Origin of the sequence: Dactylosporangium sp. NPDC050588, assembly GCF_040654975.1 — a bacterium.
In the GTDB taxonomy this organism is placed as follows: Bacteria; Actinomycetota; Actinomycetes; order Mycobacteriales; family Micromonosporaceae; genus Dactylosporangium; species Dactylosporangium maewongense.
The window spans coordinates 111252-135686 of sequence record NZ_JBFAJA010000013.1; the positions used below are offsets into that span (position 1 = coordinate 111252).

A 24435-nucleotide genomic window follows, 5' to 3' on the forward strand; every position below is an offset into this window, starting at 1 on the left:
TGCGCGTTACTGCTCAAAGTTTGGCAGCTTCGCGCACCAGACGCCAGTTTTCGCCGCAACTTCGCGCACAGCGTGCGCGAAACTAGCCCTCCTGCGCAACCAGCGTGCTCTCCGCCTGCTCGTCGGGCGCCTCGGGGCCGCCGCGCAGCGCGACCTCGCGGATGAAGATCGCGAGCAGCGGCACCAGCACCGTCGCCGCGATCGCCCAGAGGAACACGCTGGACGTCGCGCCGGCGATCGCGTCGATCACCGCGGTGCGCACCCCGGCGGGCAGCTGGCCGAGCGTCGCCGGGCCGATCGAGGCGCCGCCGCCACCGCCGCCGGCGAGCTGGTCCGCCGCCTGGTCGCCGACCTTCTCCGCGAGCAGGTCGTGCAGCCGGTGGTTGAAGATCGCGCCGAACGCCGCCACGCCGAACGCGCCGCCGATCGAGCGGGCGAACGTCGAGGTGCTGCTCGCCACGCCCAGATCCTTGAGCTCCACGCTGTTCTGCGCGATGAGCATCGAGGTCTGCATCAGGAAGCCCATGCCCAGGCCGAGGACGGCCATGTAGATCGCCGACTCGGTCTTCGAGGTGTCCGAGTCCAGCCGCGACAGCAGGACCATCGCCACGATCATGACGAACCCGCCGATCACCGGGAAGATCCGGTACTTGCCGGTCTTGGTGATCATCTGGCCGGCCACCAGCGAGGTCACCAGCAGACCGCCCATCATCGGCAGCAGGAGCAGCCCGGAGTTGGTGGCCGAAGCGCCCTGCACGATCTGCTGGTACAGCGGCAGGAACGTGATCGCGCCGAACATGGCGAACCCGACCAGGAAGCCGATGCCCGCGACCAGGCTGAAGTTGCGGTTGCGGAAGATGGCCAGCGGCAGGATCGGCTCCGGGTGACGCCGCTCGACGACCATGAACGCGGCGAGCGAAACCACGGCCAGGGCGGCCAGGCCGGCGATCTGCGCGGAGCCCCACGCGTACTGGTTGCCGCCCCACGTGGTGATCAGGACCAGCGCGGTGACGCCGGCCGAGAGCAGGGCCGCGCCGAGCCAGTCGATCCGGTGCTCGGTGCGCTTCTTCGGCATGTCGAGCTTCAGCGCGAGCAGCGCCAGCGCCGCGCCGCCGAGCGGCAGGTTGACGAAGAACGCCCAGCGCCAGTCGGCGTGGTCGGTGATGAAGCCGCCGACGAGCGGGCCGCCGACCATCGCGACCGCCATGACCGCGGCGAACTGGCCCTGGTACTTGCCCCGCTCGCGCGGCGACACGAGCTCGCCGAGGACGGCCATCGCGCCGACCATGAGACCACCGGCGCCGAGGCCCTGGAACGCGCGGAAGCCGATCAGCTGCGGCATGTCCTGGGAGAAGCCGCACAGCACCGAGCCGAGCAGGAACAGCACGATCGAGGTCAGGAAGACCGTCTTCCGCCCGTACAGGTCGCCGAGCTTGCCCCAGATCGGCGTGGACACCGTCGAGCCGAGGACATACGCGGTGACGACCCACGACAGGTGGTCGACGCCGCCCAGGTCACCGACGATGCGGGGCATCGCGGTGCCGACGATCACGTTGTCGAGCATCGCCAGGAGCATCGCCATGAGCAGCCCTGGCAGGACGACTCTGAGGCGCTTGTCAGACATCGTGGCACACCTTACTTGTCGGCCGGCTAGTTGACTTACTAGCCGTACGGTAAGTTCGTACTAGCCGCTCGTCAAGTCAGTTCACGTAGGATGGTCCCGATGGAGCAGAACCAGCAGGCAGCAGCGCGGGTCGTGCGGGGGCGGAACCGGATCCGGACCGACGACGCCGAGACCGAGGACGTGCGCGCGCACATCCGGCGGGTGGCCCTGGAGATGTTCATCGAGGACGGCTACGACAAGACCTCGCTGCGGGAGATCGCGGAGAAGCTCGGCGTCACCAAGGCCGCGCTCTACTACCACTTCCCGACCAAGGACGACATCGTCAACAGCCTCATCGAGCACCGCATCGCGGCCGTCGACGCGCTGATGGAGTGGGCGGAGGCGCAGCCGCGCACGGAGGCGACGCGGATCGAGTTCCTCCAGCGCTACTTCGTGCTGCACGACACCGCCAAGCACGAGCACGTGATCCGCTTCTTCGAGCGCAACCAGACGCTCATCAACACGCTGCCGGCGGGCAAGCTCATGAAGGAGCAGATGGAGCGCGTCTTCGGCTTCCTGATGGACCCGCAGGAGTCCACGGTCCAGCAGCTGCGCCGGGCCATGGCGATCTTCACCATCCACGCGGGCCACTTCCTGCTCCGCGGGCGCGACGACCTCAGCCCGCAGGACCGCCGCGAGGCGTCCCTGGTGGTCGCCGAGGACCTGATGCGCCTGGCGGACGCCGGCGAGTGACGGCCGGGTCGCGGCGGCCGGCACCCACCGGCCCGCGCCGCCGGCCTCAGGCCGCGGGTGATCGCGCGGCGGCCGGCCCGCGCCGTGGGGCTCAGGTCGCGGTGATCGCGCGGCGGCCGGCCCGCGCCGTGGGGCTCAGGTCGCGGTGATCGCGCGGCGGCCGGCCCGCGCCGTGGGGCTCAGGTCGCGGGGGTCAGGTCGCGGTGGTCGGCAGCTTCAGGCGCAGGCCGAGCAGGTTGACGCCTTCGACCGGCGTCCAGTCCAGCGCCGGCTCGCGGACGAAGCCGAAGGAGTCGTAGAGCGCCAGCGCGGCGCTGTTGCGGTCCCGCGTACAGATCACCATCGACCCGCAGCCGAGGACGGTCGCGCGGTCGACGCAGGCGCGGACCAGCGCCCGCGCCACCCCCCGCCGCTGCGCCGCCGGATCGACGGCCAGCATCCTGAACTCGGCCTCGCCCGGGCGCGACAGCTCCGCATACCGGGTGCCGGGCAGCACGAACGCGACCGCGCCCAGCAGTACATCACCATCGGCGGCGACCAGAATCTCGCAGTGCGCCGCCCGGGTCGTGACGTCGGCCAGCACGTCGGCATAGCCGTGCTCGTCGTCCAGCTGGCCGTCGGCGCGATACGCCGCCACCGTCAGCCGCGCGACGCCGGCGTGGTCCTCCGGGTCCGCCCGCCGGACCAGCGGCGGCTGCCGCGTCACCCGATCACGGCGATGAGATCGCCTTCCTGCACCACGTCGCCCTCGTTGACGGCGATCTGGCTGACCGTGCCCTCCGACTCGGCGACGACGGGGATCTCCATCTTCATCGATTCCAGGATCACGAGGGTGTCGCCCTCGCTGACCTCGGCACCGACCTCAGTGGTGATCTTCCAGACGTTGGCCACCATCTCGGCACGGATCTCGTCGGACATCCCGGTCTCCTTTGACGTCGGATTGCGAACCGCAGCATATCCGCGCGAAACCCGGTCGCGCTCGACTGTACGGCGAACGCATCATGGCCCCGTGGAATCGACCATCACGGTGACCCCGGCGGGACTGCCCGGCGTGCTGCTGCATGTCGCGGTGGTGCGGCCCGTCTTCGTGTGGGGTCAGCCCGGCATCGGCAAGAGCTCGCTGGTGAAGGAGTTCGCGGCGGCCCTCGGGCTGGACTGCGTCACCCTCATCGGCACGCAGTTGGCGCCCGAGGACCTCATCGGCGTGCCCGAGCTGCGCGACGGCCGCAGCCGCTTCGCGCCGCCGGAGTCGATCGCCCGCGACGAGCCCTACTGCCTCTTCCTCGACGAGCTCAACTCCGCCTCGCCCGAGGTGCAGAAGGCGTTCTACTCTCTCATCCTCGACCGGCGGATCGGCTCGTACGAGCTGCCCGCCGGATCGATCGTGATCGGCGCCGGCAACCGGGCCTCCGACAACGCGCTCGCCCGGCCGATGGCGTCCGCTCTGCTCAACCGGCTCATCCACGTGCACCTGCGGGCGAGCGCCGACGACTGGCTGCTGTGGGCGGCCGGCGCCGGCCTGCACGGGTGGGTGACCGACTACCTCACCCAGCGGCCCGACCACCTCTGGTCCAAGCCGCCGAAGACCGAGGAGCCGTTCTCGACCCCGCGCTCCTGGCACATGCTCTCCGACGCGCTGCTCTCCTTCGGCCAGGACATCGACGAGGACCTTCTCCGGGTCCTCACCGCCGGCACACTGACGCCCTCGCACGCGTCGGCGTTCTGCGCGTACGTCAAGACCGTCCGCCACCGCTACGGCCTGGACGCCATCGTGCGCGGCGACGCGTCCTGGCCCCGCGACCCGACCGACCGCGACCTGCTGTACTTCTTCGCCGAGGCCTTCCGGGCCCGGCTCGTGAAGGACCTGCCGGCCAGCCGCGAGCACGCCTCGCCGTCCGTGCGCCGCTTCTCGGTGCGGGCCAAGGGTCTGCTGGTCGAGCTCGCCGAGATCTCCCTGGAGTGCGCGCAGCTCGTCATCGCCGCCGACGAGGCCGGGATGCCCGCGCTGCCGGCGTGGTTCCTGGTCGAGGTGACCCGCGACCTGCCGCGCCTCGTCGCCGCCCGGGCATGAGCGCCGCCCGCGGCGGTGCCGCCGCCGCTCAAGGTGCCGCCGCTCGTGGCGCCGCTCGTGGCGCCAGGAAGGTCGATCGGCGGCTGGAGGCGGCCCAGCACGCCTGGTCCGCGGTGTCCGGCAACCCCATGTTCCGCGCCCTCGCCAGCGACCCGACCGGCAACGACCCGCGGGCGCTGCGGATGCAGTGGGCGGAGGACACGCAGCTGATCCGCGACCGCGGCCACGCCCGGGTGCACGCCGACGGCACGGTGATCGCCAACAAGCACTCGCCGCTGGAGCCCGACGAGTGGGTCTGGGTGTTCGCGCACTGCGCGCTGCACCTCGGCTTCGGCCACCTCTGCCTCGGGCCGGCGGATGCCGCTTCACCGCCCGACACCGAGCTTGCCGTCGCGCGCTGCGTTGTCGTGGCCCGGTTCCAGGCGGAGCTGCGGCTCGGCCGCCCTCCGGTGCTGCTGCCGCCGCTGCCGACCGCTTTCGAGGAGCAGCTCGCCGAGCGCTGGCGGATCTCCGGCATTCCTTCCGGCCTGTCCGGCTGTTCCGCGGGCGGCGCCGGCCCCGACCTCGTGCCGCCCGCATCGCTCCCGACTTCTTCCGCTGCGTCTCTTCCGGCTGTCACGCTTTCGTGGCCGGACCGCTTCGCTCTGGGCCTCGGCCAGGCCGCGGCCGAGGCCGTCGACGAGGCCGGGGCACTGCGGCCGGTCGCGGGTCGCAAGACCGACGAGGCATGGGAGGTCGCCCGGCGCTGGTTCGTTTCGTCGTATCCGCTGCTGGCCGGCCTGGCCGCGGGCTTCACCATCGTCAGCGACGTCGCCGTGGCCCGCGAGCTGTCGATCAGCGTCGCCGCCGTCGACCCGTCCGCCGCCGAGATCTACGTCAACCCTCTCGCGCCGCTCACCACGGAGGAGCGCCGCTTCGTCATCGCGCACGAGATGCTGCACGCCGCCCTGCGCCACGGCGACCGGATCGCGCACCGCGACCCGTACCTGTGGAACGTCGCCACCGACTACGTCATCAACGGCTGGCTCGTCGAGATGGCCGTCGGCGACCTACCCGAAGGCGTCCTGTACGACCCGCGCTTCAAGGACGCCGGCGCCGAGGAGGTGTACGACCTCATCGCCACCGACCTGCGCCGCCTGCGCCGCCTCGGCACGCTGCGGGGCCGCGGCATGGGCGACATCCTCAGCGACGCCCGCCGTACCCACCGCGGCACCGAGCTCGACGAGTACTACCGCCGCGCCCTCGCGACCGGCCTGGCCTTCCACGAGTCCAACGGCCGTGGCTTCCTGCCGTCCGGCCTGGTCGAGGAGATCCGCGCCCTGGACCACCCGCCGCTGCCGTGGGACGCGCAGCTCGCCCGCTGGTTCGCCGAGCACGTCCGCTCCCCCGCCCCGCGCCGCTCCTACGCCCGCGCCTCCCGCCGCCAGAGCTCCACGCCACACATCCCGCGGCCCGGCTGGCTCTGGCCCGAGGAGGAGTCCTTCCGCGCCACGTTCGGCGTCGTGCTCGACACCTCCGGCTCGATGGACCGCACCCTGCTCGGCAAGGCCCTCGGCGCGATCGCCTCCTACGCCACCGCCCGCGACGTGCCGGCCGCCCGCGTCGTGTTCTGCGACGCGGCCGCGTACGACGCCGGCTACCTCCCCGTCGCCGACATCGCCGGCCGGGTCAAGGTGAAGGGCCGCGGCGGCACCATCCTGCAGCCCGCCATCAAGCTCCTGGAACGCGCCCCGGACTTCCCCACCGACGCCCCGATCCTGATCATCACCGACGGCTACTGCGACCCCGTCCGCGTACGCCGCGAGCACGCCTTCCTCATCCCGGAAACCACCCGCCTCCCCTTCACCCCCCGAGGCCCAGTCTTCCGCCTCCGCTGACCCCCCGGGCCTGACGAACCACCCTCACCCGCCGTGATCCAAGGCCCCCACCCACCACACGCCTCCGATCACTCCAACCACGACCCCGACCGCCCCACAGAGAAGACCGCGGCGGCGGATGCCAAGTCCCACCCGCAGACAGCAACCAGGACAGCCGACCCGAATTGCCCGAACCCCTCGGCCAAGCACCCAGCCACCATGATCGAAGGACGACCCTGGCCGCCCGGACAACCACCACACGACATCGATCACGACGCCCACGGCCACGATCGCCCCGGCGGGCCACCAAGACCCGCCCGCGCGAGTTCGGTGATCAGCGTGGGGCAGCACTGGTCGTGAACCACGACGGCGAGCGCGACGCCAGCGGTCGGTGTGATGTAGATGGGTCGTGAATGCCAACGATGGTGTGGAAGCACCGAATCGGCGCTGGACCATGCGAGGACGGCGGCCAGGAAACATCACCGCGACCACGGCACCTGGCGTCCGGCCTCCAGCTGGACGGAAGGAAGCCGCCCTCCGCGCTGGCCTGACCTGCGGCCGGACGGATCAGCGGACCCGCGTGCGAACAGCAACCAGGACAGCCCAACCCGGATGCCGAACTCTCGGCCGAGCACTCCAAGCCAGCATGATCGAAGGACGACCCTGGCCGCCCGGACGGCCATTACGCGACATCGATCACGAGGGCCACGACCGCGATTGACCCGCGGGTTACCGAGGGCGCGCGTGGGTGTGGGCCGTGCGGTTCCGGGGGCCGGGGCTGCCAGAACCGCACGGGGTTGTGGAGGACGGGGTCAGTCGGTGCGGAGCTCGCGGGCTTCGGCGTTGACGACCAGTTCGGAAAGCTTGGAGCGGAGGCGGTCCTTGAGGTCGGCGGGGGCCAGCTCGGAGCCGCAGCAGCGGGCCACGAGCGCCTTCACCTCCTGCTCGATGCCGAACTCGCGCAGGCAGGGCGAGCACTCGTCGAGGTGGTCGCGGATGAGCGAACGGCGGTCGTCGGTGCACTCGAGGTCGAGGTAGAGATACACCTCGGCGAGGACGGCGCCGCAGTCTGTCTCGTGCGGGTCTCCACAGCTCATCGGACTTAGACCTCGCTCGGCTCAGCGGACGGGGTGCGGGTGAAGCCCCGGTCGGCAGCATAAGTCTCGAGCGAGCGGCGGAGGTTGCGCCGGCCGCGGTGCAGACGGGACATCACAGTGCCGATGGGCGTGTTCATGATGTCGGCGATCTCCTTGTAGGAGAAGCCCTCGACGTCGGCGAGGTAGACGGCGAGCCGGAACTCCTCCGGCAGCGACTGCAGCGCCTCCTTGACGTCGGAGTCGGGCAGCCGGTCGAGGGCCTCGGTCTCGGCGGAGCGCAGGCCGCTGGACGTGTGCGACTCGGCTTCGGCGAGCTGCCAGTCGGTGATCTCCTCCGTGGGCGCCTGGACGGGCTGGCGCTGACGGCGACGGTAGGAGTTGATGTAGGTGTTGGTCAGGATGCGGTAGAGCCAGGCCTTGAGGTTGGTGCCCGTCTCGAACTGGTGGAACGCCGCATACGCCTTGAGGAACGTCTCCTGGACGAGGTCCTCCGCGTCGGCCGGGTTGCGCGTCATGCGCAGGGCCGCCGCATACAGCTGATCGATGAAGGGCAACGCGTCGTGCTCGAACCGGATGCGCTGCTGCACCGCGCTCTCGCTGCTGACCACTCGTGCGACTCCAACCCTCGACCGTCCTGCCGAGGATACGCCGAGTTGCTGAGCGACTTCTGATTTTGTGGCGCCCGTCAACCGCTCACGGGCGATCGGTTGCCAGGACGGATCGGGCTCCGCGTCCGTCGCCGCCGGCCACGACGGGCTGAACAGCAGCTCGCGGATGCGTTGATCCTCGCGCTCAAGTGTTGCCACGAGTTGACTTCCCTCCACAGGCAACGCCTCGGCAGCGTCGCACGCTCCGTGTAACAACCGCGCCACCCCCGCAATTCCTACCCGCCTGCCCCGGCGGCCGGCCTTTTGGATTGGGACCGGCCGGCCACCGGGAACAGGAAGGGCCTGGGAGTTTGCGGAACGACATCGGTCCGCGGTGTGGAGAGTGTGTCCGGTTTGCACCGGTCACATGCTGTTCAACGAGCGGGGTCGGCGGTGGTGACGAACGCCACGGCGATGGCGGCGAGCCGGTCGGGTGCCTTCGACAGCGCATGGGTCTCGCCGGGTAGCACCTCGACGTGGACCGCCGGGCCCGGCGAAGGCACGCCGAAGGCGTCCCGGTCGCCGTTGAGCACGAGGGTCGCCACGCCCGTGCGCAGCTCGTCCGCGCGGGTGACGTCCGGCTTGCCGGGCGGGTGCAGCGGGAAGGCGAGCGCCAGGATGCGGTCGGCGCCGGCCTCGGCCGCGGTGCGGCAGGCGACCCTGGCGCCGCTGGACCGGCCGCCGACGACGAGGGTGTCGATCGCCACCCTGCGGCGCAGTTCGGCGACGACGGCGAGCCAGGCGGCGTCGAGCTGCCTGGCGGGTGCGGGTGGGCGGCGGGCGCCGGCGACCCGGTAGGGCTGCGTCACCATGGCGACGGCCGCCCCGGCGCCGAGCACGGCGGCACGGACCGCCACGAGGTCGACGGCGTCGACGTCACCGCCGGCGCCGTGGCCGAGGACGAGCAGTGTCCCCGTGTACCCCGCCGGGACGTCGAGCGAGAAGCGCGCGACCCCGTGCGGGGTCTCGACCTCCTGCCCGGCGAGCGACCGCTTGGCCCGCGACCTGCTCCGCCGACCAACCGGTGCACCGGAAGAGCCCGCCGGCGCAGCGGAAGAACCAGCAGAAGGGCCGACCGGGGAGCCTGGAGCGGCGCCGGCCGGCCCGTCGGTCAGCCGCTGGCGGCGCCGACCGGATCGCGCCGGTCGGTCGCGGTCCGGCCCACGCGCTGGATCGGCACCAACGGCAGGCATGCCATCGGGCCCATCCGGTGCTCGGCTGCCTGTGACTGGCCCGTCAACGCGGGTTGTGGAGCGTCGCTGCGCCATGCGACGAGCATCGCACGCCGCTCACGCGGCGTGGTCGCTCCCCACACACCGTGGCAGTCGCCGACCTCCAGCGCCCAGGCCAGGCATGCGCCTTGGACGTCGCAGGTGCGGCACAACGCGACGGCAGCGTCGGCGGGCTCGCTCGGGGCCGGAAAGAACGTCTCCGGATCAACTGTCTGGCATGCGCCGCGGGTCCGCCAGGCATCATCGCCCTGTTGCTCGCGCACCGCGCGCAACAGACGCGGATCACGCTTGGCGGCAGCGACCTCATGCGGGCGTGGCATCCTCGCCCGGGTCATACACCCACCTCCCCCGTGGGTCAAACGAACACAAGGCAGGAAAACGTCGGGATGCCCCCATCCGACATTGACCTACCGGCGCTGTGTTCTATCGCACAAACACCTGCAAATACAAGAGTTTTCACGCGGATAGGCAAAACCTGCCGGGGAGGAAATGGACGTACAGCCTAAAAGAGGGTCAGATCGATCGGCTCGACGTCACTCGATCGCAGGGCCGGCGCCGGCACGCGGTCGAGCAAATCACGGCCGTCGTTACGTACGTCACCCACGCGCGCGCCGACCGGGCGGAGCTCCAGCCGCGCGACGTGCTCGGACGGCGTCGGGGCCAGCAGCCGCTCATCGACGGGGGCCGCCAGCCACTCATCCCACCGCGACGGCGGCAGGATCAGCGGCATGCGGTCGTGAATGAGCGCCAGATCGTCCACGGCGGGCGCGGTGATGATGCTGCAGGTGAGCACCCGGTCGTCACCTTTCCCCCACACCGTCCAGATGCCGGCGAACACGCACGGCTCGTCGTCACCGAGCGTCATGAAATACGCCTGCTTGTCCTTGCCGTCCCCGCGTTTCCACTCGAACCAGCCGTCGGCGGGCACGAGGCAGCGCCGCTTCGCGAACGACTGTGCGAACGCCTTCGACTCCGCGACCGTCTCGGACCGGGCGTTGATCATCCGGGCGCCCACCTTGAGGTCGGCGGCCCACGGGGGCACCAGACCCCAGCGGGCGCTGCTCAGGACGCGGCCGTCGGCGGACTGGGAGATGCGCACCACCGGGACCTGGTCCGTCGGGGCGACGTTGTAGTCCGGCTCGAGCCCGTCCGTCTCGTCGGTGGCCTCGAACAGCGCGCTCAGGTCAACGTTGCTGCGGGATGTCGCATACCGACCACACATGCCCAATACGGTACCCGTGACGAATGAGGCATTGTCAGCAGTCGCTACCCAGCGGCACGGGCCGCACACTGAACGCGTGCCTCACCTGACCGCCCCCGTGTCCCTGCCGTGGATCGCACCGACCGCCTCTGCGCCGGTCACCGCCACGGTCCGGCTCCCCGGCTCGAAGTCGATGACGGCCCGGGCGCTGGTCCTCGGCGCGCTGTCCCTGGGCGCCACCACCCTGCGTGGTCCCCTGCGGGCCCGCGACACCGAGCTGATGGCGGCGGGCCTGCGCGCCATGGGCTGCCACGTGTCCACCTCCGACGAGAACCTGTGGGTGCTGCGCCCCCGCCCGTTGCGCGGCCCCGCCCGGATCGACGTCGGCACCGCCGGCACGGTCCTGCGCTTCCTCCCACCGGTCGCCGGGCTCGCCGACGGTGCCGTCACCTTCGACGGCGACGAGCGCAGCCGCACGCGGCCGGTCGCGCCACTGATCGGCGCGCTGCGCACGCTCGGCGCCCGGGTCGACCACGGCGCCGGGCTGCCATTGACGGTGCACGGCATCGGCCGGGTCACCGGCGGCGCGGCGACGATCGACGCGTCGGCCTCCAGCCAGATGCTGTCGGGGCTGCTGCTGGCCGCGCCCGAGTTCGACCGCGGTCTCATCGTGCGCCACGCCGGCCCGCCGCTGCCCCGCGCGCCCCACCTGCGCATGACGGTGCAGATGCTGCGCGCCGCCGGGGCCGGCATCGACGACAGCCGGCCGGACATGTGGGTGGTCGAGCCCGGCCGGCTCAACGGCCGCGCCTGGGACATCGAGCCGGACCTGCTGGGCGCCGCGCCGTTCCTCGCCGCGGCGCTGGTCACCGGCGGCACCGTGACCGTCGCCGGCTGGCCGCGCTCCGGCATCCAGGCCGGCCATCGGCTGCTGGACCTGCTGCGCCAGATGGGCGGCTCACCCTCGGTCACCCGGCAGGGGCTGGTCGTGCGCGGCACCGGCACGGTCCGCGGCCTCACCGCCGACCTGGCCGACGTCGCGGAGCTGGCCCCGGTGCTCGCCGCGCTCGCCACCGTCGCGGACTCCCCGTCGCACCTGCACGGCCTGGCGCACCTGGGCGCCCACGAGACCGACCGGCTCGCCGCGCTCGTCGAGGGCCTGACGGGGCTCGGCGCGGACATCGCCCAGGACCACGACGGCCTGCGGATCCGGCCCCGCCCGCTGCGCGGCGGCACGTTCGCCACGCGGGACGACCACCGCCTCGCGCAGGCCGCCGCCGTCGTCGGGCTCGCCGTCGGCGGGGTGCGGCTGGACGACGTGACATGCACCGCGAAGACACTGCCGGACTTCCCCCGGCTATGGTCAACGATGGTGCACGGTCCGGGCTCGGTTGGAGGACAAGACTGACGCGCAAGCGCGAGTACGACGAGGATGACGTCCGGGTCCGCCCGAGCCGGTCCTCGCGACCCCGCACGCGCACCCGGCCGAAGCACAGCGACGCGGTCGAGGGCTTCGTCGTGGCGGTCGACCGCGGGCGGTACACCTGCCACATCGCCGGGACCGACGCGGTCGTGACCGCCATGCGCGCCCGCGAGCTGGGCCGCCGTGGCGTGGTCGTCGGCGACAACGTCCAGATCGTGGGGGACGTGACCGGGCGGCCCGACACCCTCGCGAGGATCGTGCGCATCGACGACCGCCGGTCGGTGCTGATGCGCACCGCCGACGACGAGGAGGGCTCGACCGAGGGGCGCTTCGAGCGCGTCGTGGTCGCCAACGCCGAGCAGCTCGTGATCGTCAACTCGCTGCACGACCCGCCGCCGCGGACGGGCTTCATCGACCGGTGCCTGGTCGCCGCGTACGACGCCGAGATCGAGCCGCTGCTGTGCCTCACCAAGGGTGACCTGGCGGGCCCGGAGGCGGTGCTGGACTACTACTCCGAGCTGGACCTGCCGTATGTGCTGTGCCGGCCGGGCGAGCCCATCGACGACCTCGTCGCGGCGCTGAGCGGCAAGGTGTCGGTGATGATCGGCCACTCGGGCGTCGGCAAGTCGACGCTGGTCAACCGGCTCGTGCCGGGCACCGACCGGGCGGTCGGCGTGGTCAGCGCCGTCGGCAAGGGCCGGCACACCTCCACCAGCGCCGTAGCGCTGCGCCTGCCGGAACGCAAGAGGAGCGGCGGCTGGATCATCGACACGCCGGGCGTACGGTCGTTCGGCCTGGCGCACGTGTCGGCGGACAGCCTGCTGCACGGGTTCCCCGACCTGGTCGAGGCGTCGACCCGGTGCGCGCCCAACTGCGACCACACCGGCGCCGGCGGCGAGTGCGGCCTGGACATGCTGGTCGCCGAGGGCGGCGCCGACCCGAGGCGGCTCGCCTCGTTCCGCCGCCTCCTCGCATCCAAGGAAGGCACCGCGGAACCCACCGAGCCGACGGACGAGGCCTACGAGGCCTAGACAGCCACCGGCCCACCCGTACGCCAGTAGACGCCGTCGGCGCGGGAGAGCAGCTGGTTGTCGACGAGATAGCGCCGCAGCGCCGCGTGGTCGTCGAACCAGGCCCGCAGCACCGCGTTGACCTCCCGCTCCGGATAGCGCACGCCCGGCTCGAACGACGACGCGATGTGCTCCAGCACCACCAGGCGCTTGCCGTGGGCGGCGGGCATCTGGGTCAGCCGGCCGTCGACGACGAACGTGCGCAGGATCTGGTCGCGCTGGCGGTCGGGGTCCATGGGCTCCGCCGCGGCCGGGGTCGCGGCGTGGGCGCGGACGGACTCCTTGAAGACCTCGACGTCGGCGCGCAGGGCACCGTCTCCGCCGGTCAGCAGCCCGCCCTGCTGCAGCCGGCCGACGGCGGCCGCGACGGCGCGGGCCGGCAGGCCGGTCGCCGCCCCGATCGCGGCGAGCCCCGGCGCTCCGAGCACCACGGCGGCATAGACCCGGAGCCGGTCCTCTTCGGCAAGGAGGCCGCACAGAGCGGCCGGCGAGGTGGTCACAAACGGCGACAGTACTGCCAGAAGGTGGCGATCGTCGGCTAAGTTTCCGCGCATGGCGCGCTACGCGGACGACCTGGCCCTCGCTCACCTGCTTGCCGACACCGCGGACGCGATCGCCGTTCCCCGGTTCCGGGCCCAGGATCTGCACGTGTCGACGAAGCCCGATCTGACGCCCGTGACGGAGGCGGACACGGCGGTCGAGAAGGCGCTGCGGGCGACGCTGCAGCGGGCCCGGCCGCGCGACGGGGTCCTCGGCGAGGAGTACGGAGCGACCGAGGCCGCCGCCGGTCCGGGGACGCGCCAGTGGGTGATCGACCCGATCGACGGCACGAAGAACTATGTCCGCGGGGTACCGATCTGGGCGACCCTGATCGCGTTGATGGAGGGCGCCCAGCCGGTGGTCGGGCTGGTGTCCGCGCCGGCGCTCGGGCGGCGCTGGTGGGGCGCGCTCGGTCACGGAGCGTATGCCGGACGCCACACGGCCGCGGCGACGCCGATCCGGGTGAGCGGCGTCGACCGGCTCGCCGACGCGAGCTTCTGCTACTCGTCGCTGGGCGGCTGGGAGGAGGCCGGGCGGCTCAACGCCATCCTCGACCTGACCCGCCGGACGTGGCGCCAGCGGGCGTACGGCGACTTCTACGGCTACATGCTGCTGGCCGAGGGCGCCGTGGACATCATGGTCGAGCCGGAGCTGTCGCTGTGGGACCTCGCGGCGCTGGTGCCGATCGTGACCGAGGCCGGCGGCACGTTCACCGACCTGCAGGGCGAGCCGGGCCCGGGCGGCGGGAGCGCGATCGCTACGAACGGTCACCTTCACGAGGACGTTCTCACCCGTTTGGGAAACCCCAGATTGTCTGGTTTGTCGGGCTAAACCGAATAGTCCGCATGCCACTCCCCCGAACCGGGTCTATCCTCTCCGGGTGGCATCTTGGAGTTGGCTCTTCCTCGGCGCGATGATCGCTGCCTACGGAGTGGCCAACCTGCTGCAATCCGTAGCCGCCGCACGCACTGACCTGCATCACGGGTTCCACCCGATGCTGCTGCTGCGGCTGGGCCGGCACAAGTCCTACCTCGTCGGCGTCGCGTGCCAGTTCGGTGGTTTCGCGCTCGCGTTCTTCGCCCGCCGGGACCTGCCGCTGTTCCTGGTGCAGTCGGCGATGGCGGCCGGGCTCGGGGTGACCGCGCTGCTCGGCGTCCTCATCCTCAAGTGGCGACTACCCAGGACCGAGCTCGCCCTGCTGGTGCTGCTCGCGTTCGGTCTCGCCGCCCTGGTACTGGCCGCGAAGCCCGCCCCGTCGCGGCAGCTCGGCACGGCGGGCGTGGCCGGGCTCGTCGCCGCGCTCGGGGTGATCGCGGTCATCGGCTTCTTCGCCGGCCGGCTGCACGGCGCGCCCGGCTCGGTGGCGCTCGGCGCGCTGTCCGGGGTGGCGTTCGGGGCCGCGGCCGTCGCGTCCCGCCCGCTCGCTTCCGCCGACAACCTGGGCCAGTTCTTCACCGACCCGCTGTCCTACCTGCTGATCGCCCACTCGCTCGTCGGCCAGCTGCTGCTCGGCCTGGCGATGCAGCGCGGCTCGACCACCGCCGCGGTCGCCGCCATGGACGCTGCCGGCGCGGTGCCCGCCGCCCTGGTCGGCCTGCTCTTCCTCGGCGACGGCGTGTGGCCGGGCAAGGAGTGGCTGGTGGCGGCCGGCTTCGTGCTCACCCTCGGCAGCGTGATCGGGCTCAGCTTCTACGCCGAGCCGCAGCACCACCACCCGATCACCCGCGAGGCGAAGACCCTCGTGCTCAGTGGTTCGCGTGAAAGTGCCAGGCGACCTGCTGGTCGCTCAGTTGTGCCGCAAACACCGCCGGCTCGTCGATGACCCCGGTGAAGTAGTCGTTCGCCGGGCGGTTCGGCCAGCCGGCGAGGCTGATCCCGCCGACCCGCCAGTAGCCGGTCGAGCTCTCCGCGGCGGTCTGCGCGGCGTTCGCGGCGACCAGGTTCCCGTCGGCGTAGAGCCGCAGCCCGGCGGCCCCGACGCTGGCCACCACGTGGTGCCAGGCGCCGTCGGCGTAGGTCGTGCCCGCGGGCGAGCGCAGCGTCACGTATGAGCCTGGGTAGACACCGAACGTCAGCCGGCCGCCGCTGTCGACGTAGAGCAGCCGGTCCCGGGTCCCGCTGTAGCCGGTCGCGGCGGTGCCGAAGCCGACCACCGCGCCGCCCGTCCAGGTGCGGATCCATGCCTCGACCGTGAACGGGCCCGGGTTGCTGACGGTCGTGTTCGAGGACAGGTTCGTGACGCCGCGGTAGCCGGTCGCGGTGCTCGCCGACTGCCCCTGCTGAGTCCCCTGCAGCGCGCCGGGCAGCCCGGCGGTGATCGGGTTCGGCACCACCCCGGGGCCCGGTTCGACGGCGGTGTTCGCGAACAGGTTCGCCACGTCGGAGGCGTTGAGCGCCCTGGCGTAGAGCCGCACGTCGTCGACCGCGCCGCTGAACGCCCCGCCGTAGCCGGCCGCCGTGGTCCGCAGCCGCCCGGCCTGCAGCGCGCCGGCGGCGTTCCAGCGGACGGTGTGGGTGCCGGTGCCGGCGAGGACGTTGTCGACGTACAGCCGCATCGCCGACTGCCCGTCGTAGACACCGACCAGATGGACCCAGGTCCCGGTGCTCACCGCGGCGGTGGAGGCGGCCGCGTCGACGGTGGGCGAGACGACGTCGGTCTGGGTCAGCGCGAACGTCCACCTGCCCGCGGCGTTGACCCCCAGCGTCGCGCCGACGGCGTTGGTGCCGTTGATGCTGACCACGGCGCTGTTCGGGGTGACGGCGGACGGTTCGCCCAGACGGAGAAGCTGACCGCCGTGTCGGTGCGCACGCCCGGCGCGGTGCCGGCCACGACGCCGTCCGCGGTGCCGTCGAGCTGGACCGCGTTGCCCTGCCCGGTGGGGCCGGTGGTCCACGAGGCGCCGCTGCCGGTGCCCTCGTTGACCTGGAAGGTCAGGTAGCTCGCGAGGCCGGTGCCGCCGAGGTCGGCGTTCTTGAGGTAGAGGCGCACCGAGGCGGCGAGGCTGCCGGTGTACGTGATCTTCACGCACGCTGTGCCGGTGCTGCCGGGTTTGAGCCCGGAAGCGGTGAACATCGCCGTCGCCGGCGCGTTGGTGCCGAACGACACGGAGCCGGCGGCCCACGAGTCGACCCCGTCGGTCGTGGTCGCGGAGAACGCCGCGAACGACGCCTGCCACACGAAGACCCCGGCGACGGTGAGGCCGGCGGGCACGCCGACCAGCGGCGTCAATCTGGACAGGTAGCTCATGTCGATGACACTGCGCCCCGTTGGTTGTCGTTCAAGACGGCGATCAGGTTCAGTGCGGTGATCGGCGGCCGATGAGCACGACGTCGTGTTCGAGCTGCTCAGAATCGCCGTGCGGGGCGTCGCCGCCGCGACGCTGGCCTGCGTCGGCGCGATGCTGCTCGCCACGCTCGTGCCGGTGGCGTTCGGCTGGGACAGCCGGGTCGTGCTGACCGGCTCGATGCGGCCCAGGATCGCGCCCGGCACGCACAGATGATCGCCCTCGGCCGGCAGGCCCGGACGACCGGCGCGCCTCCCCGGCACGCGGCGGGGCGGGCCGGAGGGCACCGGACGTCAGGCGTTCGGGCGACCCGGGTGGCAACTCAGAGGACCCGACCCGCACCCCGGTAATTGTTCAGACCTTCACCGCGCGACCGATCTGGTCAATCGCGGGGGGAATTTCCTGACGACGGCGAGCGGAATGGAGGCGGACTTGCTGACACGCACGCTCAGCACCTGGTTCGCGGCCTGGATGGCGCTGCTCACCGTGGCGTTCTACCTGTGGCCCGGCCAGCACATGCTCTGGTGGGGCGCGATCGGCCTGTCCAGCACCATCGGCGTCGTCGTCGGCGTGGCCGTGCACCGCCCCCGGCGCCGCTGGCCGTGGTACCTGCTCGCCGCCGCGCTCTTCACGTTCGGCTCCGGCGACTTCGTCTACAACCTGCTCACCGACGTGTTCGGGATGACCAACCCGTTCCCTTCGGTCAACGACGTGCTGTACCTGGCGATGTACCCCCTCGTCGCGGGCGGCCTGCTCGGCTTCATCCGGTCCAGGACCGGCCGCAACGACCGCGACAGCCTGCTCGACGCCGCCACGCTCACCATCGGCATCGCCCTGCTGGCGTGGATCTTCCTGATCGACCCGTACGTGCGCAGCACCGAGCTGACGCTGGTGCAGAAGCTGGTCTCCATCGCGTATCCCCTCGGCGACGTGCTCACCCTCGCGGTGTTCGCCCGCCTGATCACCGGCGGCGGGCGGCGCAGCCCGTCGATCGTCATCCTCGGCACCGGCACCGCCGGACTGCTCGTCGCCGACGTCGTGTACGGCCTGATCCAGCTCAACGGCGACTGGCACGTCGGCGGCCCCACGGACCTCGGCTGGGTGCTCTGCTACTCGGCATGGGCCGCGGCCGCGCTGCACCCGTCGATGGTGGAGCTCACCGAGCCGGCCCGGTCCCGGCCGGGCGAGGTCGGCGTGCGCCGGATCGCGCTGCTCGGCGCCGCGTCGCTGATCGCGCCCGGGGTGCTGCTGGTCGAGGCGAGCCTCGGCACGGTCCGCGACGCGGCCGTCATCGCCGTCATGTCCGGCCTCATGTTCGTGCTGGTGCTCACCCGCCTCGCCGGTGTCATGGGCAACCACCGCCAGTCGATGGCCCGCGAGCGGGAGCTCCGCGAGGCGACGACCACGCTGGTGTCGGCCGCCGACACCGCGGAGACGCTCGCCGCCGTGCGGCACACCGTGGACCGGCTGCTGCCGGAAGGGGTGGTCCACACGGTCGCGCTGGTGCGCGCCGAGCGGGTCGACGAGCCGGGGCTGGTCCGCGTGTCGGGCCTGGACCCGGACGTCCGGGAGCTGCTGCGCGGCTACAGCTCGGCGCTGCGCCACCCGATGGGCATCGAAGGCATGCTGTACGTGGGCGCGCCGACGGAGGCGCTGCAGTCGCTGCAGACCGTGTTCGAGGTGCTCGCCTCGCAGGCGGCGATGGCCCTGGAGCGCATGACGCTGACCGCCGAGGTCAACCGGCGCAGCAGCGAGGCATACTTCCGGACCCTGATCCACAACACGTCCGACGTGATCCTCATCGTCGACGAGCACGACCTGATCCAGTACTGCAGCCCCTCCGCCGGCACCGTGTTCGGCGACGAGCGGCTCGCCGGCTACGAGCTGTGGGAGTTCGTCGCCGCCGACGAGCGGGCCCGCCTCGCCGAGCTGCTCGCCCAGGTCCGTGGCGGGGTGCACGCGCACAACCAGATGGACCTGCGCGCGGAGCGCGTCGACGGCGCCGGCCTCATGGTCGAGGTCGACTGCCGCGACCTGCGCGACGACCAGACCGTCGGCGGCCTGGTGCTCACGGTGCGGGACGTGACCGAGCGCCGGCAGCTGGAGGAGCAGCTGATCCGCCAGGCGTTCCACGACTCGCTCACGGGCCTGGCCAACCGGGTGCTCTTCCAGGACCGGGTGGAGCAGTCCGTGGCCCGGTCCAAGCGCGACGAGAGTCTGGTCGGCGTCCTGTTCATCGACCTGGACGACTTCAAGATCGTCAACGACACGCTGGGGCACGCCGTCGGCGACGCGCTGCTGATCGCGGTCGGCGAGCGGATCACCGGGGCGCTGCGCGACACCGACACGGTCGCCCGGCTCGGCGGCGACGAGTTCGCCGCGCTGATCGAGACCGACTCGATGTCCGACCTGGAGCTCGCGGCGGAGCGGATCGTGCTCGCGCTCGCCGAGCCGTTCGAGATCGCCGGCCAGGACGTCAACGGCATCTCCAGCGTCGGGCTGTCCACCACCGTCGACGCGAGCTCCGCCGAGGAGCTCATGCGCCAGGCCGACCTCGCCCTGTACGTGGCGAAGGGCGCCGGCAAGGGCCAGTGGCGGCGCTACCAGTCGGACCTGCACACGGCGGTGCTCGAGCGGCTGGAGCTGCGCGCCGCGCTCGACCAGGCGGTCAAGGAGCAGCAGTTCGTGCTCCAGTACCAGCCGATCGTGGACCTGGAGACCGGCTCGCCGCTGGGCTTCGAGGCACTCGTCCGGTGGAACCACCCGACGAGGGGAATGATCGCGCCCGGCCACTTCATCGAGGTGGCCGAGGAGAGCGGCCTGATCGTGCCGATGGGGCGGATGGTACTCCAGCAGGCGCTCAACACCGTCGGCCGGTGGCAGCGCTCCTCGGCGCCGGGCGCATTGCGGTACATCAGCGTCAACGTCTCCGTCCGGCAGTTCCGCACCCCCGGCTTCGTCGAGGAGGTCCGGCAGCTGCTGCGGGCCTCGGGCGTGGAGCCCGGCACGCTGCTGCTGGAGATCACCGAGAGCCTGCTGCTGCGCAACGACGAGCAGGTCAAGGCCGACTTCGACGCGCTGCGGGCGATGGGCGTCCGGCTCGCGATCGACGACTTCGGCACCGGCTATTCGTCGCTGTCGTACCTGCAGCACATGCCGATCGACGTGCTCAAGATCGACAAGTCGTTCATCGACGACATGCTGGAGTCCAAACAGCAGCGGGCGGTCGTCACCGCCATCGTCACCCTCGCCCAGACGCTCGACCTCGCGGTCGTGGCCGAGGGCGTCGAGGAGTCCGCGCAGGCGCTCGCCCTGCGCGACATGGGGTGCCCGTACGGCCAGGGCTACCTCTTCGCGAAGCCGCTCTCCGAGCGGGACGCCTTCGCCATGATCCCCAAAGCGGCACCTTTCGCCGCGATGGCCTGAAACACCGTTTCACCAGCGCGGCGACCCCGCCGCAGTGCAGCAGGTCACCCAACCGGACAGCAACCGCGCCGGACCGGATGACGCACCAATTGCCCGTTGCAATGGATTGCGACACCCCTTCAACCGAAAGGCAGGACGAATGACCGTCAGCCCGATGCACAGCACCAAGGCCAGCTACATCCGCCGTGACGGGCGGTGGGCCGACCTCGAGCGCCTGCGCACGAGCAGCCCGATGTACGACGCCACGATCGAGGAGATCAACGGCCGCCGCATCCGGGTCGGCCAGCACTGGCTGTCGGACTTCGCCTCCTGCAACTACCTCGGCTTCGACCTGGAGCCGGAGATCATGGACGCGGTCGACCCGTACATCCGCACCTGGGGCACCCACCCCAGCTGGTCGCGGCTGCTGGGCAACCCGAAGCCGTACATCGAGATCGAGGAGCGCCTCACCGAGCTGCTCGGCGCCCCCGACACGCTGCTGCTGCCGACGATCACCCACATCCACATGTCGGTGATCCCGATCCTCGCCGGCCAGGGCATGATCTTCCTGGACTCGCAGTCGCACAAGACGATCTACGACGGCTGCATGTACGCCAAGGGCCTCGGCGCGACCGTCACCCGCTTCCGCGCCAACGACCCGGAGCACCTCGAGGAGCTGCTGAAGGCGGCGCCGGCCGGCGTCACCCGCCTGGTCGCGATGGACGGCGTCAACTCGATGACCGGCCTCGCCCCCGACCTGGCCCGCTTCGCGCAGGTCTGCCGCGAGAACGACGCGCTGCTCTACGTCGACGAGGCGCACGGCTTCGGCGTCATCGGCGAGCGCACCCCGGACGAAACCTCGCCCTACGGCTCCCGCGGCAACGCGATCGTCAAGTACGCCGGCGAGACCTACGACAACATCGTGCTGGTCGGCGGCTTCTCCAAGTCGTACTCGTCGCTGATGGCGTTCCTGGCGCTGCCGACGTGGCTGAAGAACCACCTCAAGGTCGCCGCCCCGCCGTACCTGTACTCGGGCCCGTCGCCGACGGCGTCGCTCGCCACCGTCATGGCCGGCCTCGACGTCAACGACAAGCGCGGCGACGAGATCCGCGCCGACCTGTACCGCAAGACGATGCACGTGCTCGACCACGTCCGGGCACTCGGCCTGTACACGCCGAACACCGGCACCACGCCCATCATCGAGCTGCCCCTGGCGGAAGGCCAGGACATCCAGGCGATCGGGCAGTTCCTCTGGGACCGGGGCATCTACGTCACCCTGGCCGCCTACCCGCTGGTCCCGCGCGACCAGGTCGGCTTCCGCGTGCAGGTGACCGCGGCGAACACGTACGAGGAGCTGGACCAGCTCAACGTCGTGCTCTCCGAGCTCGCCGACCGCCAGCAGCTGCGCGACGCGGCCTGATGGCGAAGCACCGCGCCCCGCGGCAACTTCCGGGCCTGCTCGTCCCCCTCCGGCAGCGGGAGTTCCGCCTGCTGTGGACGGGGATGAGCACCTCGCTGATCGGCGACGGCATCCTGCTCGTCGCCCTGGCCTGGCAGGTGTACGCGCTGTCCGGCGCGCCCGCGGCGATGTCCGTCGTCGGGTTCGCCCTCTCGCTGCCCCAGGTCGCCACGCTGCTGTTCGGCGGGGTGATCAGCGACCGGTTCGACCGGCGGAAGATCATGCTGTGCACCGACCTGGTGCGGGGCGCGGTGCTCACCGTCCTGACGGTGCTCAGCCTGACCGGCGTGGTCCAGGTGTGGCACATCGTGGGGCTCGTGGCGGTCTACGGGGCCGCCTCGGGCTTCTTCGGCCCGGCCTTCGACTCGATCGTGCCGCAGCTGGTGCCGGAGGACGACCTGGTCCAGGCGAACGCCCTCGACCAGTTCGTCCGGCCGGCGGCGCTGCAGATGGCCGGCCCCTCAATCGGCGGCATCCTGATCGCGATCGGGGGTAGCGGGTTGGCGTTCGCGTTGGACGCGGTCACGTTCGCGATCTCCGCGACCTGCCTGTGGCTGATGCGGCCGGTGCGCAACGAACAGGGTGACGAAGCCGCGGGCTCGGTCTGGGAGGAGTTCAAGGAGGGTATGAACTACGTCCGCGGCAACGTGTGGCTATGGGGCACCTTCCTCGCCGCGACCTTCGCCTACCTGCTCTTCATCGGCCCGACCGAGGTCCTGCTGCCGTTCGTGGTGAAGAACGAGCTGCACGGCACCGCCGGCGACCTCGGCCTGGTGCTCGCCAGCGGCGGCATCGGGGCGATCGCGGCGGCCCTGATCGTCGGCCAGCGTGGCGTACCGCGCGGCTACATGCCCTTCATCTACATCACCTGGACGCTCGCCACCCTCGCCGTCGCGGGCTACGGCATGGCGACCGCCTCCTGGCACCTCGCCATCGCGTGTGCCCTGGTCAACGGCCTGGAAGCGGCCGGCACGATCGCCTGGGCGACGGCGAAGCAGAAGCTCGTGCCGGAGGAGCTGCTCGGCCGGGTGTCCAGCGTCGACTGGTTCATCTCGATCGCCCTCGTGCCGCTGTCCTACGCGATGGCCGCCCCCGTGGCCTCGGCGATCGGCGTGCAGAACACCCTCGTGGGCGCGGGCGTCCTCGGCGCGATCGTCACCTTCGCGTTCCTCTTCCTGCCGGGCATGCGCTCGCCCAGACAACTGGTGGTGAGCCCGTCATGAGCGACCCGATCGAGATGGTGGACCGGCTGGGAATGGCGTTCCTCTCGCAGGATGTCGCCGCTGTACTGGCGTGCTTCGTCCCCGACGACGACATCACGTACGTGGGCAGCGAGGCCGGCGAGTCCGCGACCGGTCGCATCTCCGTCGAGAAGCTCCTCGAGACGCTCTTCGCCCGGCCGGAGTCATACAGCTGGCAGGCCACCGCGGCGACGGTGCACTCGGTGCCCAGCGGCGCGTTCGTCCTCGCCGAGGCCGACGGCAGCGAGCACCACCCGGACGGGTCGGTCACCCCGTTCCCCTACCGGGTGACGGGCCTGCTGTCCCGGCGCGCGTCAGGGGTCTGGCTGTGGCGCGCTGTACAGGGTGCCGAACCTACCTGACGCAGACTAACAGTGTTAGTTTCATGGGCATGCGTGCCGTCTACTTCGCCGCCGCGCGGCGGACCCCCATCGGGAAGCTGCGCGGCGGCCTCAGCCATGTCCGCCCCGACGACCTCGCCGCCACCGTGATCCGGACGCTGGTCGAGGGCATCGACCCCGCCCGCGTCGACGAGGTCTACTGGGGCGCCGCCAACCAGGCCGGCGAGGACAACCGCAACGTCGCCCGCATGGCCGTGCTGCTCGCCGGGCTGCCCGAGTCGGTGCCCGGCGCGACCGTCAACCGGCTGTGCGCGTCCGGCATGGAGGCGGTGACCGTCGCCGCCCGCACCATCGCCGCCGGGGAGGCCGACGTGGTCGTCGCCGGCGGGTCCGAGTCGATGAGCAGGGCGCCGTTCGTGCTCCCCCGGCCCGACGACGCGCTGCCGCACGCGATAGCCCTCGCCGACACCCGCCTCGGGTGGCGCCTCACCAACCCGCTCATGAAGGACCTGCACGGCGTCCTGAGCATGGGCGAGACCGCCGAGGAGGTCGCCGCCCGCTACCACGTGTCCCGCGACCGGCAGGACGCGTTCGCGCTGCGCAGCCACCAGCTCGCCGCTCTCGCCCGGGACGCCGGCGACTTCGCCGACGAGATCATCCCCGTCGACGGGGTCGTTTCAGACGAAGGCATCCGCGCCGACACCAGCCTCGCCAAGCTCGGCAACCTGAAGCCGGTCTTCAAGGCGGGCGGCACGGTCACCGCCGGCAACTCCTCCCCGCTCAACGACGGCGCCGCCGGCCTGCTCCTGGTCAGCGAGGAGGCGCTGGGCGAGCTCGGCCTGGAGCCGCTCGGCCGCTACGTCGCCGGCGCCTCCGCCGGCGTGCACCCCGACGTGATGGGCATCGGCCCCGTCCCCGCCACCGCCCGGGTTCTCGCCCGCAGCGGCTGGAAGCTCGGCGACGTGCAGTCCGCCGAGCTCAACGAGGCCTTCGCCGCGCAGGCGCTCGCCGTCACCGACCAGCTGGGGCTCGATCCCGACCTGGTCAACCCGTCCGGCGGCGCGATCGCCCTCGGCCACCCGCTGGGCTGCTCCGGCGCCCGCATCCTGACCACCCTGCTGCACCGCATGCGCCGTACCGGCGCCACCCGCGGCCTCGCCACCATGTGCGTCGGCGTCGGGCAGGGTTCCGCCGTCCTCGTGGAGAACTGAC

General features: G+C 71.7%; 22 protein-coding genes and 2 pseudogenes. 13 read left to right on the plus strand and 11 right to left on the minus strand.

Annotated elements, in window-relative coordinates:
• Nucleotides 1-82: 82 nt before the first annotated feature.
• Nucleotides 83-1624 (minus strand): MDR family MFS transporter, encoded by a 1542-nt coding sequence (locus AB0I21_RS11285; protein ID WP_360560253.1) that lies wholly within the window; start codon nucleotides 1622-1624, stop codon nucleotides 83-85.
• 99 nt (nucleotides 1625-1723) lie between these two features.
• Here AB0I21_RS11285 and AB0I21_RS11290 point away from each other — a divergent pair, with 99 nt between their 5' ends.
• Entirely contained in the window at nucleotides 1724-2356 is a 633-nt protein-coding gene (locus AB0I21_RS11290; RefSeq protein ID WP_360560255.1) for a helix-turn-helix domain-containing protein, read from the plus strand.
• Between the two features lie 193 nt (nucleotides 2357-2549).
• On the opposite strand, the gene AB0I21_RS11295 is transcribed toward AB0I21_RS11290, so the two are convergent.
• Both AB0I21_RS11295 and AB0I21_RS11300 read right to left on the minus strand, forming a co-directional pair.
• Nucleotides 2550-3062: a GNAT family N-acetyltransferase gene (locus tag AB0I21_RS11295; RefSeq protein ID WP_360560257.1), complete on the minus strand. Its 513-nt coding sequence runs from the start codon at nucleotides 3060-3062 to the stop codon at nucleotides 2550-2552.
• On the minus strand, nucleotides 3059-3274 hold the full coding sequence (locus tag AB0I21_RS11300; protein ID WP_344503688.1) for a biotin/lipoyl-binding carrier protein: 216 nt from the start codon (nucleotides 3272-3274) through the stop codon (nucleotides 3059-3061). The genes AB0I21_RS11295 and AB0I21_RS11300 overlap by 4 nt, the downstream gene beginning before the upstream one ends.
• Nucleotides 3275-3383: 109 nt before the next feature.
• Here AB0I21_RS11300 and AB0I21_RS11305 point away from each other — a divergent pair, with 109 nt between their 5' ends.
• Both AB0I21_RS11305 and AB0I21_RS11310 read left to right on the plus strand, forming a co-directional pair.
• On the plus strand, nucleotides 3384-4427 hold the full coding sequence (locus tag AB0I21_RS11305) for a MoxR family ATPase (RefSeq protein ID WP_360560309.1): 1044 nt from the start codon (nucleotides 3384-3386) through the stop codon (nucleotides 4425-4427).
• A gap of 128 nt (nucleotides 4428-4555) precedes the next feature.
• Nucleotides 4556-6304 carry a hypothetical protein gene (locus AB0I21_RS11310; RefSeq protein WP_360560311.1) on the plus strand — a complete coding sequence of 583 codons (1749 nt, stop codon included), beginning with the start codon at nucleotides 4556-4558 and terminating at the stop codon, nucleotides 6302-6304.
• A gap of 791 nt (nucleotides 6305-7095) precedes the next feature.
• Here the strand turns inward: AB0I21_RS11310 and rsrA are convergent.
• From rsrA to AB0I21_RS11335, 5 genes and pseudogenes are all read right to left on the minus strand, one after another.
• Nucleotides 7096-7380 (minus strand): mycothiol system anti-sigma-R factor, encoded by a 285-nt coding sequence (gene rsrA / locus AB0I21_RS11315; RefSeq protein ID WP_344503689.1) that lies wholly within the window; start codon nucleotides 7378-7380, stop codon nucleotides 7096-7098.
• 5 nt (nucleotides 7381-7385) lie between these two features.
• Nucleotides 7386-8210, minus strand: coding sequence for a sigma-70 family RNA polymerase sigma factor (locus AB0I21_RS11320; protein WP_360560259.1), 825 nt, complete (start codon nucleotides 8208-8210; stop codon nucleotides 7386-7388).
• A 191-nt stretch (nucleotides 8211-8401) separates the two neighbouring features.
• A pseudogene (locus tag AB0I21_RS11325) lies at nucleotides 8402-9004 on the minus strand (alpha/beta family hydrolase); the annotation flags it as partial.
• Between the two features lie 281 nt (nucleotides 9005-9285).
• Nucleotides 9286-9594 (minus strand): annotated as a pseudogene (locus AB0I21_RS11330) (WhiB family transcriptional regulator); the annotation flags it as partial.
• A 167-nt stretch (nucleotides 9595-9761) separates the two neighbouring features.
• Entirely contained in the window at nucleotides 9762-10481 is a 720-nt protein-coding gene (locus AB0I21_RS11335; protein ID WP_360560313.1) for an SOS response-associated peptidase, read from the minus strand.
• Nucleotides 10482-10557: 76 nt separating this feature from the next.
• On the opposite strand from AB0I21_RS11335, the gene aroA reads away from it, so the two are divergent.
• Nucleotides 10558-11868 carry a 3-phosphoshikimate 1-carboxyvinyltransferase gene (gene aroA, locus AB0I21_RS11340; RefSeq protein ID WP_360560260.1) on the plus strand — a complete coding sequence of 437 codons (1311 nt, stop codon included), beginning with the start codon at nucleotides 10558-10560 and terminating at the stop codon, nucleotides 11866-11868.
• Complete coding sequence (rsgA, locus tag AB0I21_RS11345) at nucleotides 11820-12914, plus strand: ribosome small subunit-dependent GTPase A (protein WP_360560262.1); 1095 nt, start codon at nucleotides 11820-11822, stop codon at nucleotides 12912-12914. The genes aroA and rsgA overlap by 49 nt, the downstream gene beginning before the upstream one ends.
• On the opposite strand, the gene AB0I21_RS11350 is transcribed toward rsgA, so the two are convergent.
• A complete protein-coding gene (locus tag AB0I21_RS11350) occupies nucleotides 12911-13453 on the minus strand; it encodes a DUF2087 domain-containing protein (RefSeq protein ID WP_344503693.1) in 543 nt (180 codons plus the stop codon). The two genes, rsgA and AB0I21_RS11350, sit on opposite strands and share 4 nt — an antisense overlap.
• A 52-nt stretch (nucleotides 13454-13505) precedes the next feature.
• Here AB0I21_RS11350 and hisN point away from each other — a divergent pair, with 52 nt between their 5' ends.
• Nucleotides 13506-14324 (plus strand): histidinol-phosphatase, encoded by an 819-nt coding sequence (hisN, locus tag AB0I21_RS11355; RefSeq protein WP_344503695.1) that lies wholly within the window; start codon nucleotides 13506-13508, stop codon nucleotides 14322-14324.
• A gap of 82 nt (nucleotides 14325-14406) precedes the next feature.
• The gene (locus tag AB0I21_RS11360; protein ID WP_360560314.1) at nucleotides 14407-15315 is read left to right on the plus strand and encodes a hypothetical protein; all 909 of its coding nucleotides are present in this window, start codon (nucleotides 14407-14409) and stop codon (nucleotides 15313-15315) included.
• Here the strand turns inward: AB0I21_RS11360 and AB0I21_RS11365 are convergent.
• Both AB0I21_RS11365 and AB0I21_RS11370 read right to left on the minus strand, forming a co-directional pair.
• On the minus strand, nucleotides 15239-16234 hold the full coding sequence (locus AB0I21_RS11365) for a LamG domain-containing protein (RefSeq protein WP_360560264.1): 996 nt from the start codon (nucleotides 16232-16234) through the stop codon (nucleotides 15239-15241). The two genes, AB0I21_RS11360 and AB0I21_RS11365, sit on opposite strands and share 77 nt — an antisense overlap.
• A complete protein-coding gene (locus AB0I21_RS11370) occupies nucleotides 16156-16740 on the minus strand; it encodes a hypothetical protein (RefSeq protein ID WP_360560266.1) in 585 nt (194 codons plus the stop codon). The genes AB0I21_RS11365 and AB0I21_RS11370 overlap by 79 nt, the downstream gene beginning before the upstream one ends.
• Before the next feature lie 85 nt (nucleotides 16741-16825).
• Between AB0I21_RS11370 and AB0I21_RS11375 the strand changes: the two genes are divergently transcribed.
• The 6 genes from AB0I21_RS11375 (at nucleotide 16826) to AB0I21_RS11400 (ending at nucleotide 24434) form a co-directional block, all read left to right on the plus strand.
• The gene (locus AB0I21_RS11375) at nucleotides 16826-16993 is read left to right on the plus strand and encodes a hypothetical protein (RefSeq protein ID WP_360560268.1); all 168 of its coding nucleotides are present in this window, start codon (nucleotides 16826-16828) and stop codon (nucleotides 16991-16993) included.
• Between the two features lie 216 nt (nucleotides 16994-17209).
• On the plus strand, nucleotides 17210-20203 hold the full coding sequence (locus tag AB0I21_RS11380; protein WP_360560270.1) for an EAL domain-containing protein: 2994 nt from the start codon (nucleotides 17210-17212) through the stop codon (nucleotides 20201-20203).
• Between the two features lie 154 nt (nucleotides 20204-20357).
• Nucleotides 20358-21602: a pyridoxal phosphate-dependent aminotransferase family protein gene (locus AB0I21_RS11385; RefSeq protein ID WP_360560272.1), complete on the plus strand. Its 1245-nt coding sequence runs from the start codon at nucleotides 20358-20360 to the stop codon at nucleotides 21600-21602.
• The gene (locus tag AB0I21_RS11390) at nucleotides 21602-22864 is read left to right on the plus strand and encodes an MFS transporter (protein ID WP_360560273.1); all 1263 of its coding nucleotides are present in this window, start codon (nucleotides 21602-21604) and stop codon (nucleotides 22862-22864) included. The genes AB0I21_RS11385 and AB0I21_RS11390 overlap by 1 nt, the downstream gene beginning before the upstream one ends.
• Nucleotides 22861-23244: a nuclear transport factor 2 family protein gene (locus AB0I21_RS11395; RefSeq protein WP_360560275.1), complete on the plus strand. Its 384-nt coding sequence runs from the start codon at nucleotides 22861-22863 to the stop codon at nucleotides 23242-23244. The genes AB0I21_RS11390 and AB0I21_RS11395 overlap by 4 nt, the downstream gene beginning before the upstream one ends.
• Nucleotides 23245-23273: 29 nt before the next feature.
• Nucleotides 23274-24434 carry a thiolase family protein gene (locus AB0I21_RS11400; protein WP_360560277.1) on the plus strand — a complete coding sequence of 387 codons (1161 nt, stop codon included), beginning with the start codon at nucleotides 23274-23276 and terminating at the stop codon, nucleotides 24432-24434.
• Nucleotide 24435: the final 1 nt, after the last annotated feature.

Bases quoted from the DNA above. Each gene is read 5' to 3' on its own strand.
- AB0I21_RS11285 (WP_360560253.1), bottom strand. From the start codon at position 1,624: ATGTCTGACAAGCGCCTCAGAGTCGTCCTGCCAGGGCTGCTCATGGCG.
- AB0I21_RS11290 (WP_360560255.1), top strand. From the start codon at position 1,724: ATGGAGCAGAACCAGCAGGCAGCAGCGCGGGTCGTGCGGGGGCGGAAC.
- AB0I21_RS11300 (WP_344503688.1), bottom strand. From the start codon at position 3,274: ATGTCCGACGAGATCCGTGCCGAGATGGTGGCCAACGTCTGGAAGATC.
- AB0I21_RS11310 (WP_360560311.1), top strand. From the start codon at position 4,556: ATGTTCCGCGCCCTCGCCAGCGACCCGACCGGCAACGACCCGCGGGCG.
- rsrA (WP_344503689.1), bottom strand. From the start codon at position 7,380: ATGAGCTGTGGAGACCCGCACGAGACAGACTGCGGCGCCGTCCTCGCC.
- AB0I21_RS11335 (WP_360560313.1), bottom strand. From the start codon at position 10,481: ATGTGTGGTCGGTATGCGACATCCCGCAGCAACGTTGACCTGAGCGCG.
- rsgA (WP_360560262.1), top strand. From the start codon at position 11,820: ATGGTCAACGATGGTGCACGGTCCGGGCTCGGTTGGAGGACAAGACTG.
- hisN (WP_344503695.1), top strand. From the start codon at position 13,506: ATGGCGCGCTACGCGGACGACCTGGCCCTCGCTCACCTGCTTGCCGAC.
- AB0I21_RS11360 (WP_360560314.1), top strand. From the start codon at position 14,407: ATGATCGCTGCCTACGGAGTGGCCAACCTGCTGCAATCCGTAGCCGCC.
- AB0I21_RS11370 (WP_360560266.1), bottom strand. From the start codon at position 16,740: ATGAGCTACCTGTCCAGATTGACGCCGCTGGTCGGCGTGCCCGCCGGC.
- AB0I21_RS11385 (WP_360560272.1), top strand. From the start codon at position 20,358: ATGCACAGCACCAAGGCCAGCTACATCCGCCGTGACGGGCGGTGGGCC.
- AB0I21_RS11390 (WP_360560273.1), top strand. From the start codon at position 21,602: ATGGCGAAGCACCGCGCCCCGCGGCAACTTCCGGGCCTGCTCGTCCCC.
- AB0I21_RS11395 (WP_360560275.1), top strand. From the start codon at position 22,861: ATGAGCGACCCGATCGAGATGGTGGACCGGCTGGGAATGGCGTTCCTC.
- AB0I21_RS11400 (WP_360560277.1), top strand. From the start codon at position 23,274: ATGCGTGCCGTCTACTTCGCCGCCGCGCGGCGGACCCCCATCGGGAAG.